Origin of the sequence: Candidatus Phaeomarinobacter ectocarpi, from assembly GCF_000689395.1 — a bacterium.
GTDB classification, from domain to species: domain Bacteria; phylum Pseudomonadota; class Alphaproteobacteria; order CGMCC-115125; family CGMCC-115125; genus Pyruvatibacter; species Pyruvatibacter ectocarpi.
The window spans coordinates 3,286,585-3,303,487 of record NZ_HG966617.1; the positions used below are offsets into that span (position 1 = coordinate 3,286,585).

A 16,903-nucleotide genomic window follows, 5' to 3' on the forward strand; every position below is an offset into this window, starting at 1 on the left:
CAATGCGCCACATTTGCTTGCGTGGCCGCCCCTGCACGCTAAGGTGCGCGGCAACAGTCAGGATATTCCTCACCCAAGCTATGGAGCGCGACACGTGAGCGGACAGGACATCGAGATCAAAGGCCCCGACGGCACATTTGGCGGCTACCTCGCCACCCCGGACAATGGCAAAGGCCCCGGCATCGTCGTCATCCAGGAAATTTTCGGCGTCAATCAGGTGATGCGCGATATCTGTGACCAGCTCGCCCGCGAAGGGTTTGTCGCCCTGTGCCCGGACCTGTTCTGGCGGCTCGAGCCCGGCATTCAGATCACCGACAAGACGGAAGAAGAATGGGCCAAGGCATTTGAGCTGTTTGGCAAGTTTGACGTGGACGCCGGTATCATTGACGTGGACGCCACCATCGAGCATCTGCGCCAGATGGAAGTCTGCAACAACAAGGTCGGCGCTGTGGGCTATTGCCTCGGCGGCCTCCTCGCTTACCTGACCGCTGCCCGCACGGACGCAGATGCCAGCGTCGGGTTTTACGGTGTCAACATTCAGGAAAAGCTGGATGAGGCCGAGCAGATCAAAAAGCCACTGATGCTGCACATCGCGGAAAAGGACGAATTTGTCCCTGCTGAAGCCCAGGCCGCCATCAAGGAAGGCCTTGCGGGGAACGATCACATCACGGTGCATTCCTATGCAGGCCGCGACCATGCCTTTGCCCGTGAAGGCGGCGCCCATTTCCATCAGGACGACGCCGATCTCGCCAATGGACGCACGCTGGCATTCTTCCGCCAGCACCTCGCCTAGGCGCTGCCGGGTTCAAAACTGACTCAATACGGGCCTCGTTCCGTACACGAATCAAATCAACGCGCACCCAGTGACAGGCAGGAACGTTTCCATGGTCAAAGCCATTCGCATTACTGAAACCGGCGGGCCGGAAGTTCTCAAGCTCGTGGACGTGGATCTCGCCGATCCAGGCGCAGGCGAAGTGCAGGTGAAACACACGGCCATCGGCCTCAACTACATCGACACGTACTTTCGGACCGGGCTCTATCCCGCTCCCATACCCTGTGGCCTGGGGCTTGAAGCCGCCGGCGTGGTCACAAAGGTCGGCGACGGTGTCACGGCTTTGAAAGAAGGCGACCGCGTTGCCTATGGATCAGGACCACTGGGCGCCTATTCAGAAGCACAAAACGCCCCTGCCAACCGTCTGGTGAAAGTGCCTGACGGTGTGAGCGACAAAGACGCTGCCGCCATGATGCTCAAAGGCATGACGGCCCACTACCTTCTGCGTCGTACCTACGAAGTCAAAGCCGGTGACACGATACTGTTTCACGCAGCCGCCGGCGGCGTTGGCCTAATTGCCTGCCAATGGGCAAAGCATCTGGGCGCGACAGTGATCGGGACAGTTGGCAGCGAAGAGAAGGCTGCCCTCGCCAAACAGGCCGGTGCCGACCACACGATTCTCTACCGCGACGAAGACGTACCCGCGCGCGTTCGCGAGATCACCGGCGGCAAGATGGTGCCGGTCGTCTATGACGGTGTCGGCAAGGACACGTTCAATATGTCGCTGGATTGCCTGGCCCCGCTGGGACTGCTGGCAAGTTTCGGCAATGCGTCAGGCCCCGTCCCGCCCTTTGACCTGAGTATCCTCAATCTCAAGGGATCGCTCTTCGTGACCCGCCCCTCTCTGGCTGCCTATACCGCCAGTGATGAAGATCTCGCCATGACGGCCGCTGACCTGTTTGAAGTCATGGCAAAAGGTGCGGTCAAAGCAGATGTCCGTCAGGAATATGCTTTGGCAGACGCGGCACAGGCCCACAAAGATCTTGAAGGTCGAAAAACAACCGGTGCAACGGTTCTGATCCCTTAGAACGGCAACCCCAACACGGGAGCTCTACTGGCCGGCCAGCAAACTCTTGTCTGGCGTCCCGGCACCCACGTCGATGAACGCCGTGTTTTCGACCGCGAGCAGATGCTGCTTCTGCGGGTGATAGGACAGGGGATCCAGCACATCACGCGCCTTGCACCACTGTAGCGTGCCAATCAGACGCGGTGGCCCATCGCCGACAGAAACCGGCAGAAACGTCATTTCAAATGCTTGGCCGAATTGAAGGTCACTGTCAGTACGCACCACCATCACGCACCCACAGGGATGGTCGCCTACGCCCTGAAACAGATTGCGGCGCGAGTCGCGGCGCTCCGGCGCCACATACGCGAGCATGTCCTGGCCGGTCAGATCGACGCCCGCGCTTTCTGTAAGAGCACTGCCCCACAGGCGATGCACAAGGTCCGGACCCTGCCATTCGAGATATCGAACATAGGGCGCAAGGGTCCGCATGTGAGGGGGAGAAATATCTTCTTTGTGGGGTACCGTCTTGTCACCGCGTATGTGCCACCAATGGGCAAGAAACGCGTGCGCGACAGGCGTCAGACGTACATCACCGTGGTGACGCGGGACTTCCGATAAGGGAGCGGCAACCTTGGCGGCTGCCGAATTGGCAACCTCCGGGCGCAAAGCCGAATAGGCCCATCCAGACACAAGAGGCGAATTATGTGTTTCGCTCACGTGAACCTCTTCCTGAGAGTGGGGAGCCGACAAACGGTGCGACAGTGCGAAGCTGACCTGCCGCCCAGTTAAGGCACGAAGCGCACCAAGAAACCGTTACCACTTTAATTCACAGTTGAACGGTTCTAGGCCGGAACGCCGAATCCAAGGTCAAGATACCGGAACGAATGGATGACGGTTTTGGGATCATCCGCCAGCTCAACACGCTCACCCGGCACTGCATCCACAAAGGACCCCGGACCAATCATGCGCAGCTGGCCATCGGACCCGGCAGCGACCGGCAGCGTCAGAAATTCAAACAAGCGGGTCATGCCGGATATATCCGTCACCCGGCGTTGCTGCACAAAACCACATGGCAGGCTGTGGAGGTTCTTGAGCCGCACTTGTTCAGCAGCGCGCTCGGATTCCGGCAAAAGATCAAATACGTTGCGCCCGGTCAGATCAGCATTCATCCAGTCCGCAAGGGCGGTGCCCCACACCTTGAAGACAAGTGATCCGGCGCCATCCCATCGCAAATATCTGACATAGGGCAGCAGGCTGATAAAATCAGACGGGCGAACATCATCGGCCGCAGGTATTTTCGATGCTCCGCGTACGTCGTTCCAGTACGCGAGAAACGCCTGCGAGCGATGCGAAAGGGCTATGCCCTCTTCCAACTCCGGCAGATCTGTAGCTGATGTATCCGTTGCTAGCATGGGGAAAAACTATCGAGGATTCCTCTGCGAGAGGTTAACCCTCAAACTAGTTGGCCGGCTAAAGCTCAGCACCGTCTGGCACCCCAAAACCAATATCAATGAAGCTCCGCTCCAGGAGGTCCATCGGTTTTGAGCGGTCCGACGTGCCATCCCAGTGGTCCGGCACCTCGCGCAGCATGATCGATCCAATGATGCGATCGCCATTTGTCATCCCGTCACCGCTGTTGGAAATCGCAGCAACCGGCAAATGAAGAAGCTCTATTTCCCGGCTACCGCCACCGGCAATGTAGGATCGTCGGATGGTCACGCTGCCGCACGGCTGGCCATGGAGCATTTTGAAGGCCGCGAGTTCATCGTCGTATTGGTCAGGCCCCATGAGGTCGAGCAGGTTCGTGCCGGTCAGGTCCGCACCAAACGCTGTACTCAGGGCACTGCCAAAGACCCGGATGCGCAGATCATCAGCCGCTTCCCAGCTGAGATACCGCGAATAGGGCAGCAGCTCGCGGAAGTCTTTCGGGCTGATCTGGGAGGTATCCGGCATGGGGTTGGTGCCGCGCGTGCCGTGCCAATAAGCCAGCATCTCGCGTCCCACATGGGTCAGTTCCATACCGTTGGAAACCGCCGGAAGGTCATCATACTGGCCAGAAAAGGGCGTTTTGACCGAGCGAACGAAATTGGGGTCGAAGGCAGGCGTCGACCATCCGGGGACTTCACGACCAGGCCCGTTGTCACGCATTTGTCTGCTCCACCCACGCATTCAGTGCGGACGATACATGTCCGACACCAAAAGAGTACGGCAAGAAGGTTACGTGTTCATTGAATCGAAGAACTCGTCGTTCGATTTGGTCTGCTTGAGCTTGTCGAGCAGGAACTCGATCGCGTCCGTCGTGCCCATCGGGTTGAGGATACGGCGCAGCACATACATCTTCTGCAGCACCTTCTTGTCGACCAGCAGTTCTTCCTTACGCGTACCGGACTTGAGAATGTCCATGGACGGGAAGGTCCGCTTGTCGGCGACCTTACGGTCGAGCACGATTTCCGAGTTACCGGTGCCTTTGAATTCCTCAAAGATCACTTCATCCATACGGCTGCCGGTATCGATCAGTGCCGTTGAAATGATGGTCAGTGAACCACCTTCTTCAATGTTACGGGCCGCACCAAAGAAGCGCTTGGGCCGCTGCAACGCATTGGCATCCACACCACCGGTCAGCACCTTGCCTGAGGACGGCACAACCGTGTTGTAAGCGCGGCCAAGGCGGGTGATCGAGTCGAGCAGGATCACGACGTCGCGACCATGTTCCACCAGGCGCTTGGCCTTCTCGATGACCATCTCCGCCACCTGCACGTGACGCTGGGCAGGCTCATCAAAGGTTGACGACACAACTTCACCCTTCACCGAGCGCTGCATGTCCGTCACTTCTTCAGGACGCTCATCAATCAGCAGCACGATCAGATAGCATTCGGGATGATTGGCCGCGATCGAGTGCGCAATGTTCTGCAGAAGCACCGTTTTACCGGTCCGCGGTGGCGCCACGATCAGCGCACGCTGGCCCTTGCCCAGCGGCGACACGATATCGATGACGCGCGACGACTTGTCTTTGATGGTCGGGTCTTCGACTTCCATCTTCAGGCGCTCATCAGGATAAAGCGGCGTCAGATTGTCGAAGTGGACCTTGTGCTTGGCCGCGTCCGGGTCTTCGAAGTTGATGGTGTTGACCTTGAGCAGCGCAAAGTAGCGCTCGCCATCTTTCGGGCTACGGATATCACCTTCCACCGTGTCACCGGTGCGAAGGGAGAAGCGGCGGATCTGCGACGGCGAGACATAGATGTCATCAGGGCCTGGCAGATAGTTGGCGTCCGGTGAGCGCAGAAAGCCGAAGCCGTCCTGCAGCACTTCCAGAACACCTTCGCCGATAATGTCGACGTCCTTTTCGGCCATGTTCTTGAGGATGGAGAACATCAGCTCCTGCTTGCGCAGGGCACTGGCGTTTTCCACTTCATACTCTTCCGCAGTGGAGAGCAGCTCAGTTGGGCTTTTGGCTTTGAGGTCGGCGAGTTTTACAGGATCCATCGGGTCTTCTTTGAAACTTTAAAGGGTGCCCCATGACCACTTTGGCGCAGGAGGCAAAACGGGGATGGGCAACGACCTGCCGTCCGGCAAGCCGCGCCCTGAATGGGAAAAATCCTAATGGCCGCTAGGAACGGCGATCCGGCAACGTCTTTGTTTTTAAAACTGACCGCTTGTGGCGCGGTCATGACATCAGCTTCGGTATGGATTTGTGAGGAGGCGGGGCAGTCTCTGGACACGACATTGGGAAGAACCCCAACACCAGCAACCAGAAAAGGGTGAAAGCGAATTTGTCTAACGGTCGGAAGTAGTCAGATTTGCCGGGAGGCCAAATAGGGTGACACCGGCAAACGTCCGGATGACGTTGGGGACAATATCTCTATCGACCCGACAAGCTTACCGGAATCCGCAGCCAAGCGCAAAGCCATAAAGATGGCCGCGATTTTCCCCGACCGTGCAAACAACCTAGAACGGCTTCACGATCACCAGAATGACGATGAAAATCGTCGCCACCGGCCCGATCTCATTGATCATCCGGAAAAACTTCTCGCTTTTTGGCCGCTCGTCACGCTCGAACTTCTTGCGCCAGGCAGACAGCATGCCGTGCAGGGCGCTCAGACCCACAACAAGTGTCAGCTTGGCGTGCAGCCACCCGGCCTGGCCAAACCCCTCAAGGCCCGGATACAGCGTGAAGACAAGCAGGATGCCAAATAGCCAGGTGGCAATCATCGCCGGGTTGATGATGATCCGCATCAGCCGCCGCTCCGCCAGCTTCATGGTCTCTGACATCTCGGAGCCAACAGCGGATGGATAGTGATAGATGAAAAGTCGCGGCAGCATATACATGCCGGCCATCCAGAAGATCACCGAAATGACGTGGAGCGCCTTGATCCACAGATAATAATCCGCCACCGGTTTTCTCCCTGATTTCTGGTTCTATTCAGCTCTTACGCGGCTGCTTTTGCCGGACATTTGCCGCAGGTGCCAGGACATATCCGTCTGCCACCCGCAGGCGCCACACCGTCCCCGGCCCCCAGCACGGCGGCTTTCAGCGCCTCGACATAATGCGGGTTTGTGCCCAGCGCAGGTACCCGCTTGTAGGACACAACACCTGCTTTTTCTGCCAGCTCGGCATATTCGATATCAAGCTCGACCAGGGTCTCGGAATGCTCAGAGACAAACGCGATCGGCACAACGACAAGTGACTTGCCCTCCTGGCCTGCCCGCTCAATCTCATCATCGGTCGACGGCCCGATCCACTCCAGCGGACCAACCCGGCTTTGGTAGCAGGTGACGTAGTCAAGGTCTGATTGCCCCAGGGCCGAGACTGTCGCCGCCACCGTCTGCTCGACCTGCCATTGATAGGGGTCGCCACCGTCGACGACCTTCTTCGGCAGGCCATGCGCGGAGAACAAAACCCGGGTATTGGGCTCGGAGACATAGGAGCGGAGCAAATCTGCGTGCGCCGCGACATATATGCGGTCCGTCGGGTAACAACACACAGTTTTCGTGTGCACTGCAAAATCGTGTTCCCGCGCCTGCTTTTCCCAGTCGAGGACCGACGACCCGGTGGTCGTTGTGGAGAATTGCGGATAGAGCGGCAGCAACGTCACTTCGTCGGGCCCAAACGCCTTCAATTCGCCGATGGCTTCCGCCGCAAACGGATGCCAGTAGCGCATGGCGATCACGACCTTGAAGTCATCCACGGGATTTTCAGCGTTCAGGGCCGTTTCCAGCGCAGTTGCCTGGGCCTGAGTCAGCTCTAAAAGCGGCGATTTTCCGCCGATATGCCCATAGATTTCCTGGGCAACCGGCGCCCGGCGCGTGGAAATCAGTTTTGCGACGAGCCACCGCAATGGCTGCGGCAGACCGATGATCGCCTTGTCGCTGAACAGGTTGAACAGGAACGGCTGCACCGAGGAAAGCTGGTCCGGTCCGCCCAGATTGAAGAGAACAACAGCGCGTTTCATCGGTTGCGCACCCTTTCCACCACCTGACCCACATGCTCCGGCGGCGTCTGCGGCACAATGCCGTGGCCCAGATTGAACACGAAAGGCTTGCCATCAAACGCTTCGATGATCGTATCCACCGCCTTCAGCATCTTGTCGCCGCCGGCCACCAGCAGCAGCGGATCAAGATTGCCCTGGCAGACCGTTTTGTCCGCCAGCTCAGCGACAGCCCATGACAGCGGCACCGATGGATCAAGACCCACCGCATCAACCGCGGTCTCAGCCACATAACGCGGCAACAGGGGGCCTGCCCCTTTAGGGAAGCCAATGATGGGTACTGTCACCCCAAGCGCTCTGAGACGCTCAACCAGCGCCTTTGTCGGCGCAATGGACCAGCGGGCGAACTCATCCTCCGGCAGCACGCCGGACCACGTATCGAACAGCTGCAGGATGTCAGCACCTGCCTGCACCTGACGCAGCAGATACTGCGCGGTGGATTCCACCAGCACATCCATTAGCGCTTCAAACGCGTCGCGCTGCTGATAGGCAAACAGCCGCGCAGGCGCCTGATCTGGCGTACCCCGCCCGGCAATCATGTAGGTCGCAACCGTCCAGGGCGATCCGGCAAAGCCGATAAGATCTGTTTCACCCGGCAGCGATGACCGCAGGATGGACACCGTCTCATAGATGGAAGACAGGGCATCGGCTGCCCCATCCACATCGAGGGCTGCAACCGCTTTGCCATCTTCGAGCGGCTCAAGCCGTGGACCTTCGCCGGTTTCAAACCAGAGCTTTTGTCCCAGCGCCTGGGGAATGAGCAGAATGTCCGCAAACAGGATCGACGCATCAAAGCCATAGCGCCGGATCGGCTGAAGGGTCACTTCACTGGCAAGCTTCGGGTCAAAGCAAAGATCAAGAAAGCCGCCCGCCTTCTCCCGCGTTTCACGATACTCGGGAAGATACCGCCCGGCCTGGCGCATGAGCCATACGGGAGGAGGTGACATCACCTCTCCCTTGATTGCCTTTAGAAGCCTGCCGTCTGGTCGAGACGCTTGAGAAGTCTTTAGGTCGCTCGGCACGTCACTCTTCCAAACTATGATTCTTACTTAAATAGATGAGGATAGTAGGGGGCAGGGAAAGCGGGGATTGTGGCGCTGTCCCTAAGTCACCCCGAGATATAAACCGGTTCGCATGCTGACCCATAGGCCTTGCAGAAAAGACCTGTGGGCAAATGCACCAATCACAGTGACAGTAGGCGAAAGGATTATGGGGAAAACAGGATCAAGTGACGCAGGCATCCACACTTACCCCCGCAATCCCCGTGTTCAGACCAAACACCACCCTTGTCCATCCACAGACTCATGGAATTGCCGTTAACACTTCATTAACCCTTGTGATTCACAGGCCCCCGGCTGAAAGCCGAATCTATCCACATAAGCAGGACATCACACATGGCTTATCCCGGAGCCCAATCTGGCCTGCATGAGCCTGCAGACCGCCAAGTGATGGCTGCCGCAAACCGTGCCAAGCCATTGCCAGCCAAGCTTTAGAGCGGTAACCACGACTGTCTTTCGTCCTCCAAAGGCTCATCCGCGTGACCGCACCCACTGCACCCAGTGACAGCAAGTCGTTCTTTCATCTGCATCTCGTGTCTGATTCAACAGGCGAGACACTGAATGCTGTGGCGAAAGCCGCGGTTGCCCAGTTTGAGATGGTGCACCCGGTGGAGCACATCTACGCGCTGGTCCGTGGGCCGCGCCAGCTGGATCGGGTCCTGCGCCAGATTGAGTCCTCGCCCGGCATCGTCATGTTCACCATGGTCAACGACAAGCTGCGGCGGGAACTGGAAACCCGTTGCCGCGAGCTGCAGATCCCGTGCATTGCCGTACTTGATCCAGTGATGCAGGTACTGGGTGCCTATTTGGGAACCGAGCGCACGGAAAAGCCCGGGTCCCAGCACACATTGGATGCTGAATATTTCAGCCGCATCGAAGCGCTGAACTACACCATGGCCCATGACGACGGACAGAACCTGGATACCCTGGAAGAAGCCGACATTGTATTGGTGGGCGTTAGCCGCACATCGAAAACACCAACATGCATGTATCTGGCAAACCGGGGCATCAAGGCCGCGAATTACCCGCTGGTGCCCGAAGTCCCCGTTCCGCCTCAGATCGAAGCGCTGGAGTCTCCCCTGGTTGTCGGCCTGGTCGCCTCGCCAGAACGGCTGATGCAGATCCGCCGCCAGCGCCTTTTGTCTCTCAAGGAAGATTCGCAGACGGACTATGTTGATCTTGACCTGATCCGCAGCGAAGTGACTGCCGCGCGCAGGCTCTATGCTCGCCACGGTTGGCCCATCATCGACGTGAGCCGCCGCTCCATCGAAGAAACGGCCGCCGCCATTCTCAATCTTCATACCGAACGCCTGGCCCCGTCTGACTAGAACAACGGATTAGGCCGCCTGATTTGTGAGTACCGAATGTCTTCAACACCTCCCACCATCATTCTGGCATCCGGGTCAGCCGTGCGCGCCAACCTCATGCGCGGTGCCCACATCCCGTTTAAAGTTGTGCCCGCCGACATAGACGAAAGCATTCTGAAAACGGAGCTTGAAAACAGCCCGGTCGCAAATGGCGAACATGGTGCCGGTCCGGACATCGCAACAGCCCTTGCAAAGGCCAAAGCCGAGATTGTGTCAAAGGCCCACCCCGATGCGCTAGTGATCGGGGCTGACCAGGTCATGACCCTTGGCAAGACCTGCTACGACAAACCGCGCGATATGGCAGAAGCCCGCAGCCGCCTATGGGAGTTTCGTGGCAAGCCACACCTCCTCCACGGCGGTGTCGCCTTGGCGAAAGGTGGCGAAACCATCTGGGACTACTACCAGCCATCTCACCTCACCATGCGCAATTTCTCTGAGGCGTTTCTCGATCACTATCTGGAGACAGCAGGCGATGCGATCCTGAAAAGCGTCGGCGCCTATCAGCTTGAAAGCATCGGTGCGCAATTGTTTGAAAGCATCGACAGTGATTACTTCTCGATTCTGGGTCTGCCGCTGCTGCCCTTGATGGCTGAGCTGCGCCGTCTTGGAGCGCTACCGGAATGAGTGACACCGACGTTCCAGAAACCGGCCCGCGAAAAGTCTGCGTCATTGGATGGCCGGTGGAGCATTCGCGCTCGCCTACAATTCACAACACATGGCTCAAACGTCATGGCGTCGAAGGCGAATATACTAAGCTTGCCGTAAAGCCCGAAGAGTTGCCGGATACACTTCGTTATCTGCCCACTCTTGGTTTTCGGGGGGCCAACGTCACCGTCCCACACAAGGAAGCAGCCTTTGAGGCGCTTCAGCCTTTTGTGGATGCCCCGGCGGAACGCCTGCAGGCCGTGAACACGATTTACCGCGACCCGGACACGGGAGACATTCGTGGTACCAACACGGACGGCGCTGGATTCTGGACACATCTAAAACAATCCGTACCCGGATTTAATGGCAAGACTGCTGTTGTGCTCGGTGCCGGCGGCGCCGCACGCGCCATCGTGGATGTGCTGGAAACCGAAGGCCGCATGAAAGTGCGCCTCGTCAATCGCACCGTTGCCCGTGCAGCCAGCATGGTGGCGGACATTGAAGCCAAGGCGACCGTTTATGGCTGGGACCAGTTGCCGGCGGCTCTTGAAGGGGCTGACCTTCTGGTCAACACGACCACGCTTGGCATGGAAGGCCAGTCGCCCCTTGAAATAGACCTCGCCCCATTGCCCGACAACGCGGTGGTCTATGACATTGTCTATGTGCCGCTTGAAACACGGCTGCTCGCTCAAGCCCGCGCCCGAGGGCTAGCGGTGGTTGATGGTCTGGGCATGTTGCTGTGGCAGGCGGCGCCCGGCTTTGCAAAATGGTTTGGCGTTGAGGTTGACGCAGAAGATGTAGCTGCAGCACGCGTGCTCATTGAGGCTGACCTCAAGAACAAGGAAAACAACTGATGCTGCTTGTAGGTCTCACCGGTTCCATCGGCATGGGCAAATCCGAAACTGCGAAGATGTTCGCGAAGCTCGGCATCCCTGTCTATGACGCCGACGCCGCCGTGCACGCGATCTACGAAAAAGGTGGCGCTGCCGTTGAACCTCTGCGCGCTGAATTTCCAGACGCCATTGTTGATGACGCGGTGGACCGGGTGAAGCTGTCCAAGCTGGTATTGAACAACAAGGACGAGCTGAAAAAACTCGAAAGCATTGTGCACCCGCTTGTCGGGGCAACGCAGCTTCAGTTTTTGAAGGACGCCAGTGACGCCAACGCGCCCATGGCCGTACTCGACATTCCGCTGCTCTACGAAACTGGCGGTGAAGCCCGCGTCGATGCGGTTGTTGTTGTGTCCGCCCCGGCAGATGTGCAGCGCGCCCGCGTTCTCGAGCGTCCGGGCATGACCGTTGAAAAATTCGAACAGATCCTCGCCAAGCAGGTGCCGGATGCGGACAAGCGGGCGAAGGCTGATTTTGTTGTGGAGACTGACAAGGGCCTCGACCATGCATTTGAACAGGTGCAGCGAATCACCGAGGATTTGAAGTCCTGGGAAGCCACAGTGCTCAAGGAGCGTCTGGGTTAAGGCCGACCCGATGCGTTGGGGAACGCATGCCACATTTTGATTGGGACCGCTGACACAGCGGAGCGTCACGCATATGCGCGAAATCGTATTCGATACGGAAACCACCGGCTTTAAACCGTCTGAAGGTCACCGGCTGGTGGAAATCGGCTGTGTGGAGCTGGTCAACCATGTGCCGACCGGCAACGTCTATCACACCTATATCAATCCCCAGCGCGACATGCCCGAAGGGGCCTTTGAAGTGCACGGACTGTCCGAACAGTTTCTGTCGGACAAACCGCTCTTTGAACATGTGGCGGATGACTTTCTGGAGTTTGTCGGTGACGCGCCGTTGGTCGCGCACAACGCCAACTTCGATATGACGTTCATCAATGCGGAACTCAAAGCGGCCAACAAGCCGACCCTGCCCGACGGACAATCCATCGACACACTGGCGATCGCCCGCAAACGGTTCCCTGGTGCCCAGGCATCGCTTGATGCTCTGTGCCGCCGGTTCAATGTGGACAATTCATCCCGCGAAAAACATGGCGCGCTGTTGGATGCGGAACTGCTGGCCGAGGTTTATCTCGAGCTCATCGGCGGACGCGAACCGGGCCTGGTGCTCGAAGAGAAAAAGGCGGCAGAAGCGGCTCGAAATGGCGGGCCGGTGACACCACGCCGTGCACGGCCTACGCCCCTGCCCTCACTGATCACAGATGACGAGCGGACAGCACATCGCGCCTTCGTCGCCGAATTTGGCGACAAAGCGGTGTGGCTGAAAGAAGCGTCTAACTAGTTGGCTTAGGCGTCGGCGGCCGGCGCGCCGGACTCTTCGGCTGCCTGCTTTTCAGCCTGCGCCTGCTCAAGCCGCTGACGGTAAAGCGCTGCAAAATCGATCGGGTCGATCATCAGCGGCGGGAAGCCACCGTCGCGTGTCATGTCCGCAATCACCCGACGGGCAAACGGGAACAGAATGCGCGGGCATTCAATCAGCAACACCGGCTGCAGGCCCTGCTCGGGAATGTTTTCCAGCCGGAACACCGCGCCATAGACGAGCTCCACGAGGAACACCTGATTGCCGTCAACCTTGGCGTCCGCCGTCAGCCGCAGCTCAACTTCATAGTCGCTGTCTTTCTGGCCCGGCACGCGCACATCAACAGCAACGTTGATCTGTGGTGACTGGTTGCTGAAGCCGCCCGGCGCGTTTGGGTTCTCGAAGGACAAATCCTTGATGTACTGGCCAAGAACGCGGATCTGCGGCGCCTGGGGCTGTGCCCCGTCGCCTGCACCATTCGCAGCACCATTTGTGTCAGCAGCGGATGTATCGGACATGTGTTGTTGGCCTTGAAAAGAGAGTGATCAGGGTGAGCTGAGATATCGAAGGCGGTGGCTAACATGGTCCCCGCCCCATCGCAAGCAAGCGGCAACTCACGCGAGTACGACTACTTGTCCCGCCAGGGGCTGTCCTTGGCACCGGGTGTGCCGTCGGGCGTATCGGATTCAATGACAGATCCGTCGATCGTTTTCGGCGACGAAGCGCCGGACGTCTTACCCGTCGCGGGGCTTGAGGCGTCATTGGCTGGCGGGCGCTGTTCCGTCCACATATCGGCTTCATCTGCGTAGTGCATGCCCGAACCGGACATGCTGCCGGACATATGAAAGGACCCGCTTCGCTTGGCACGTTCCACAATGCGGCTGCGCAGGGCGGTCCGGATCTGCGGGATGAATAGGGAAAAGCCGATGGCATCTGTCAAAAAACCCGGGGTGAGGAGCAGCCCGCCGGCAAATACCAGAAACATCCCGTCAAAGGCCTGTTCAACGGGCATCTCTCCGCGCTGAAGCTTGGCTTGTGCGGTTTGCGCGGTGGAAACACCCTGCCGCCGCAGCATCCAGGCGCCCAGAAAGGCCGTGCCGATTACCACCGCAATGGTCGCGGGCGTACCGATCGCACCGCCCACTTCAATGAACAGGGCGATTTCAATAAGCGGGATGCCGATAAAAGCCAGCAACAGATAGAAGAACATTCACTCACCAGGTTTGTGGGTTTAGGCGGCGGTCTGGGGCATCGCAGCGGATTGGGGCATCAAAGACATCCGACAAAATATCGGGCTGGCGCCTGACTTCTGCTACCCTACCTTGATCTACACCTATATCTAAGTAGGCATGCCCGGGTCGCTGGACCAGAGCAAGCCGCAAAAGCTATGCTGTCAGGCGTCTGGCAGCGCCCAATTCGTTCAAAAGTCTGCCCCAATCCATGGAAGCCGCAAACCGCACATGACCGCCGATACCCTGATCAATCTTCTGTTTCTCGCCATTGCGGTGGTTGTGTTCTTCCGGCTGCGCGCTGCATTGGGCAAGCGCACGGGCAATGAACGCCCGCCGCATGATCCCTACGCATCAGGACCGTTCGAGCGCCGCAAACAGGGCGAAGACAATTCAGCTGACACCCTGGACAATGACGACAATGTCATTCCCCTGCCCGGCCACGAGCCGACACGCGACGCACAGATCGAAACAGCGCCGCGCCCGGCCTATGCGCCGGAAGGCTCGGCCCTGGCCAACGGTCTGGCGCAGATCGAGCTGGCCGACAGCAACTTCACCCCGGAAGGGTTCCTGGACGGGGCCGGCAAGGCTCACGAAATGATCGTCAATGCGTTTTCAGCGGCGGACCGTGACACGCTGCGCCAGCTTCTGGACGATGACGTCTATCGCGACTTTGAAGCCGCCATCGAAGACCGCGAAGTGGAAGGCCGCAAACTCGAGCAGAGCTATGTGGGTCTATCATCCGCTGACATCACCGAGGCCGAACTCGACAATGGCCGCGCCCGGGTGACCGTGCGGTTTGCCAGCGAAATCATTTCGGCTCTGCGTGCCGCCAATGGCGACATCGTGGAAGGCAGCCCCGAAGCGGTGCGCCAGGTCGTCGACGTCTGGACCTTCGAACGCGACACCAAGGCCCGCGACCCCAACTGGAAGGTCGTCGCCACAGGTGGCAATTAGGCCGACATCAACGCGGGGAGACGGCCATGCCCACGCCCATTGCAGGTCGCTCCACCAGTGTCCGGGCGGCGATCGCCATCGCCGTTCTGGCCGGTATGGCCCTACTTGTCGGACTCGTATGGCTCATGACTGAAGAAGGGCCTACCCCGCCTGAGGCCGCAACAATGGTCCTGTCCGAGACAGACTTCGGACAACTGGACGGTTGGGAGGCGGACGACCACGCTCAGGCGCTGGCTGCAATGCGCCAATCCTGCAAAATCCTAAAGCGCGTGCCCGCTGATCGGGCGCTGCGCGGCGACCCGCAGCTCGGAATGACCGCCGGAGACCTGCATCCGGTCTGTGATCTGGCGGAAAAGACCGCCGATCAGGACGCCAAAACCTTCTTCGAAAACGCCTTTATTCCATTCCATGTCCGGAACGGTAGCGAGAATACGGGCCTCATGACGGGTTATTACGAGCCCGAAATGAAAGGCTCCCGCACAAAGAGCGAGGCCTACCCGGCGTCGGTTCTGGCCCGCCCGGACAATCTGGTGATGGTAGAACTGGGAGATTTTCGCGATAGCCTGCGCGGTCAGCGCATCGCAGGCCACGTGGAAAACGGCCGTTTGAGGCCTTTTGCGGACCGCACACAGATCGTAGAGGGCGCCCTGGACGAGGAGGGCCTGGAACTCATCTGGCTACCCTCCGCCATTGATGCCTTCTTTCTCGAGATCCAGGGCTCGGGGCGGGTCGTCCTGCAGGATGGCCCGGATGCCGGTCAGGTCATACGCCTGTCCTACGCCGGCCAGAATGGACACCCCTACACCGCTATCGGTAGGCCCTTGATTGACCGCGGTCACATCCCCCGCGAGGAGATGTCCATGGCCGCGATCCGCACCTGGCTCGAGAACAACCCCGACGAGGCCCAGGAGGTGATGAACCTGAATGCATCGTTCGTCTTCTTCACCGAGTTGGTGGTCGAACACCCTGAGCTTGGACCCCCCGGTGCCCAGTCGGCGCTGCTGACCCCCCATCGCAGCATCGCGGTCGACCGAAAGCACCATGCGCTGGGTTTGCCCTTCTGGTTTGAACTGCCGAGCGCCTCAGCCGCCAGTCCAGACGGCCCAATTCGCCGGTTGATGATGGCGCAGGACACAGGTGGGGCTATTCGAGGTCCCGTTCGGGCCGACTACTTCGCCGGTGTCGGGGAGCAGGCCGGTGACATCGCTGGTCAGATGCAGGACCGGGGCAGCCTTACCATGCTGTTGCCCCACGCGGTGGCCGAGCGTGCCCGGAAAATCACATGGTAAACCCAAAAGACTCAAAGATTCGCCCGCTGCCGGAATGGCTTGCAGGGCAAAGATTCGCCTGTCGCGAAGTTGGCTGCGAATGTGGCCGCGAGACGTGGGTTTCACAGTCCGCGCGGGCTGGCCGCTGATATGGCGAAACGACGCCCACCCAGAGGCCTGGACACCACCGAACAACAGCTTTGGCAGAAGGTCACCCAGGCTGTGACGCCGCTGTCCAGCCGCCCGGACATGTCCGAGCTGCTGAAAATGGAAAAGCCCAAACAACGCATTCCGGGTTCGAAACAAAAAAAGGCAGCCAGCTCGCCCGCAGCGCAGCCCAATTTTGTGCCGCAGATGCAGCCAAAAAAGCACGCAAAACTGCCAGATCCCCACGATGCCGGCACCCTCGACGGTGGATTGCAGCGCAAGCTGCGGCGCGGGCGCATAGATCCGGATGCCAAGATCGACCTGCACGGCCTCACCCAGGCTCAGGCTCACCAAAGATTGCGGGCGGATCTGCCCCGCCATCGCGGCAATGGCGTGAGATGTCTTCTAGTGGTGACCGGAAAAGGGTCGGCGTCTGCCCTCGCCCGCCACACGCTCCATGGCAGTGTGATTTCAGAAACACCGGAGCGCCGCGGTGTGCTTCGCGACAGCCTGCCGCGCTGGTTGGCGGATGCAGAATTCCGTCCCCACGTGGCGGCCGTCCGCCCGGCCCACCCGCGTCATGGGGGTGGCGGCGCCTTTTATGTGTGGCTGCGGCGCCAGCGGTGACGCCGAAAAGATTCGCG

Annotated in this window: 19 protein-coding genes; 10 read left to right on the forward strand and 9 right to left on the reverse strand. The window is 59.2% G+C overall.

Annotated features, from left to right (window positions below; all coding sequences use genetic code 11):
- Positions 1–94: 94 nt before the first annotated feature.
- The gene (locus BN1012_RS15770) at positions 95–793 is read left to right on the forward strand and encodes a dienelactone hydrolase family protein (protein WP_043950319.1); all 699 of its coding nucleotides are present in this window, start codon (positions 95–97) and stop codon (positions 791–793) included.
- 91 nt (positions 794–884) lie between these two features.
- Positions 885–1,859: a quinone oxidoreductase family protein gene (locus BN1012_RS15775; protein ID WP_043950320.1), complete on the forward strand. Its 975-nt coding sequence runs from the start codon at positions 885–887 to the stop codon at positions 1,857–1,859.
- A 24-nt stretch (positions 1,860–1,883) separates the two neighbouring features.
- Here BN1012_RS15775 and BN1012_RS15780 read toward each other — a convergent pair whose 3' ends face one another.
- The 7 genes from BN1012_RS15780 to hemE all read right to left on the reverse strand — a co-directional run bounded on the left by BN1012_RS15780 (position 1,884) and on the right by hemE (position 8,346).
- Entirely contained in the window at positions 1,884–2,555 is a 672-nt protein-coding gene (locus BN1012_RS15780; RefSeq protein WP_043950321.1) for a PAS domain-containing protein, read from the reverse strand.
- Between the two features lie 125 nt (positions 2,556–2,680).
- The gene (locus tag BN1012_RS15785; protein ID WP_043950322.1) at positions 2,681–3,250 is read right to left on the reverse strand and encodes a PAS domain-containing protein; all 570 of its coding nucleotides are present in this window, start codon (positions 3,248–3,250) and stop codon (positions 2,681–2,683) included.
- Positions 3,251–3,308: 58 nt separating this feature from the next.
- A complete protein-coding gene (locus BN1012_RS15790) occupies positions 3,309–3,986 on the reverse strand; it encodes a PAS domain-containing protein (protein WP_043950323.1) in 678 nt (225 codons plus the stop codon).
- Between the two features lie 69 nt (positions 3,987–4,055).
- Positions 4,056–5,321: a transcription termination factor Rho gene (rho, locus tag BN1012_RS15795; RefSeq protein WP_043950324.1), complete on the reverse strand. Its 1,266-nt coding sequence runs from the start codon at positions 5,319–5,321 to the stop codon at positions 4,056–4,058.
- Between the two features lie 462 nt (positions 5,322–5,783).
- Complete coding sequence (hemJ, locus tag BN1012_RS15800) at positions 5,784–6,230, reverse strand: protoporphyrinogen oxidase HemJ (RefSeq protein ID WP_081826459.1); 447 nt, start codon at positions 6,228–6,230, stop codon at positions 5,784–5,786.
- Between the two features lie 35 nt (positions 6,231–6,265).
- Positions 6,266–7,288 (reverse strand): ferrochelatase, encoded by a 1,023-nt coding sequence (gene hemH, locus BN1012_RS15805; protein WP_043950325.1) that lies wholly within the window; start codon positions 7,286–7,288, stop codon positions 6,266–6,268.
- Positions 7,285–8,346: a uroporphyrinogen decarboxylase gene (gene hemE / locus BN1012_RS15810; protein ID WP_275450957.1), complete on the reverse strand. Its 1,062-nt coding sequence runs from the start codon at positions 8,344–8,346 to the stop codon at positions 7,285–7,287. The genes hemH and hemE overlap by 4 nt, the downstream gene beginning before the upstream one ends.
- Positions 8,347–8,861: 515 nt before the next feature.
- Here hemE and BN1012_RS15815 point away from each other — a divergent pair.
- The 5 genes from BN1012_RS15815 to dnaQ all read left to right on the forward strand — a co-directional run bounded on the left by BN1012_RS15815 (position 8,862) and on the right by dnaQ (position 12,640).
- The gene (locus BN1012_RS15815) at positions 8,862–9,710 is read left to right on the forward strand and encodes a pyruvate, water dikinase regulatory protein (protein ID WP_052535501.1); all 849 of its coding nucleotides are present in this window, start codon (positions 8,862–8,864) and stop codon (positions 9,708–9,710) included.
- A gap of 36 nt (positions 9,711–9,746) precedes the next feature.
- A complete protein-coding gene (locus BN1012_RS15820; protein WP_043950328.1) occupies positions 9,747–10,373 on the forward strand; it encodes a Maf family protein in 627 nt (208 codons plus the stop codon).
- Positions 10,370–11,248, forward strand: a complete 879-nt coding sequence (locus BN1012_RS15825) for a shikimate dehydrogenase (protein WP_043950329.1) — start codon at positions 10,370–10,372, stop codon at positions 11,246–11,248. The genes BN1012_RS15820 and BN1012_RS15825 overlap by 4 nt, the downstream gene beginning before the upstream one ends.
- Complete coding sequence (gene coaE, locus BN1012_RS15830) at positions 11,248–11,868, forward strand: dephospho-CoA kinase (RefSeq protein ID WP_043950330.1); 621 nt, start codon at positions 11,248–11,250, stop codon at positions 11,866–11,868. The genes BN1012_RS15825 and coaE overlap by 1 nt, the downstream gene beginning before the upstream one ends.
- Positions 11,869–11,941: 73 nt before the next feature.
- Positions 11,942–12,640: a DNA polymerase III subunit epsilon gene (gene dnaQ / locus BN1012_RS15835; protein WP_043950331.1), complete on the forward strand. Its 699-nt coding sequence runs from the start codon at positions 11,942–11,944 to the stop codon at positions 12,638–12,640.
- Between the two features lie 5 nt (positions 12,641–12,645).
- Here the strand turns inward: dnaQ and secB are convergent, their stop codons facing one another.
- Together secB and BN1012_RS17170 are read right to left on the reverse strand one after the other, a co-directional pair.
- Positions 12,646–13,176, reverse strand: a complete 531-nt coding sequence (secB, locus tag BN1012_RS15840) for a protein-export chaperone SecB (protein ID WP_043950332.1) — start codon at positions 13,174–13,176, stop codon at positions 12,646–12,648.
- Positions 13,177–13,286: 110 nt separating this feature from the next.
- A complete protein-coding gene (locus BN1012_RS17170; RefSeq protein WP_052535503.1) occupies positions 13,287–13,868 on the reverse strand; it encodes an FxsA family protein in 582 nt (193 codons plus the stop codon).
- 250 nt (positions 13,869–14,118) lie between these two features.
- Here BN1012_RS17170 and BN1012_RS15850 point away from each other — a divergent pair, with 250 nt between their 5' ends.
- The 3 genes from BN1012_RS15850 to BN1012_RS17175 all read left to right on the forward strand — a co-directional run bounded on the left by BN1012_RS15850 (position 14,119) and on the right by BN1012_RS17175 (position 16,886).
- Positions 14,119–14,844 (forward strand): Tim44/TimA family putative adaptor protein, encoded by a 726-nt coding sequence (locus BN1012_RS15850; RefSeq protein ID WP_043950333.1) that lies wholly within the window; start codon positions 14,119–14,121, stop codon positions 14,842–14,844.
- 26 nt (positions 14,845–14,870) lie between these two features.
- The gene (mltA, locus tag BN1012_RS15855) at positions 14,871–16,133 is read left to right on the forward strand and encodes a murein transglycosylase A (RefSeq protein ID WP_043950334.1); all 1,263 of its coding nucleotides are present in this window, start codon (positions 14,871–14,873) and stop codon (positions 16,131–16,133) included.
- 129 nt (positions 16,134–16,262) lie between these two features.
- Positions 16,263–16,886: a Smr/MutS family protein gene (locus BN1012_RS17175; RefSeq protein WP_052535505.1), complete on the forward strand. Its 624-nt coding sequence runs from the start codon at positions 16,263–16,265 to the stop codon at positions 16,884–16,886.
- The last annotated feature ends 17 nt before the right edge of the window (positions 16,887–16,903 follow it).

What these genes read in the sequence shown, in the direction of transcription:
- BN1012_RS15775 (WP_043950320.1), top strand. Translation starts at nt 885, where the DNA reads ATGGTCAAAGCCATTCGCATTACTGAAACCGGCGGGCCGGAAGTTCTC.
- BN1012_RS15785 (WP_043950322.1), bottom strand. Translation starts at nt 3,250, where the DNA reads ATGCTAGCAACGGATACATCAGCTACAGATCTGCCGGAGTTGGAAGAG.
- BN1012_RS15790 (WP_043950323.1), bottom strand. Translation starts at nt 3,986, where the DNA reads ATGCGTGACAACGGGCCTGGTCGTGAAGTCCCCGGATGGTCGACGCCT.
- rho (WP_043950324.1), bottom strand. Translation starts at nt 5,321, where the DNA reads ATGGATCCTGTAAAACTCGCCGACCTCAAAGCCAAAAGCCCAACTGAG.
- hemH (WP_043950325.1), bottom strand. Translation starts at nt 7,288, where the DNA reads ATGAAACGCGCTGTTGTTCTCTTCAATCTGGGCGGACCGGACCAGCTT.
- BN1012_RS15820 (WP_043950328.1), top strand. Translation starts at nt 9,747, where the DNA reads ATGTCTTCAACACCTCCCACCATCATTCTGGCATCCGGGTCAGCCGTG.
- BN1012_RS15825 (WP_043950329.1), top strand. Translation starts at nt 10,370, where the DNA reads ATGAGTGACACCGACGTTCCAGAAACCGGCCCGCGAAAAGTCTGCGTC.
- coaE (WP_043950330.1), top strand. Translation starts at nt 11,248, where the DNA reads ATGCTGCTTGTAGGTCTCACCGGTTCCATCGGCATGGGCAAATCCGAA.
- dnaQ (WP_043950331.1), top strand. Translation starts at nt 11,942, where the DNA reads ATGCGCGAAATCGTATTCGATACGGAAACCACCGGCTTTAAACCGTCT.
- secB (WP_043950332.1), bottom strand. Translation starts at nt 13,176, where the DNA reads ATGTCCGATACATCCGCTGCTGACACAAATGGTGCTGCGAATGGTGCA.
- BN1012_RS17170 (WP_052535503.1), bottom strand. Translation starts at nt 13,868, where the DNA reads ATGTTCTTCTATCTGTTGCTGGCTTTTATCGGCATCCCGCTTATTGAA.
- BN1012_RS15850 (WP_043950333.1), top strand. Translation starts at nt 14,119, where the DNA reads ATGACCGCCGATACCCTGATCAATCTTCTGTTTCTCGCCATTGCGGTG.
- mltA (WP_043950334.1), top strand. Translation starts at nt 14,871, where the DNA reads ATGCCCACGCCCATTGCAGGTCGCTCCACCAGTGTCCGGGCGGCGATC.
- BN1012_RS17175 (WP_052535505.1), top strand. Translation starts at nt 16,263, where the DNA reads ATGGCGAAACGACGCCCACCCAGAGGCCTGGACACCACCGAACAACAG.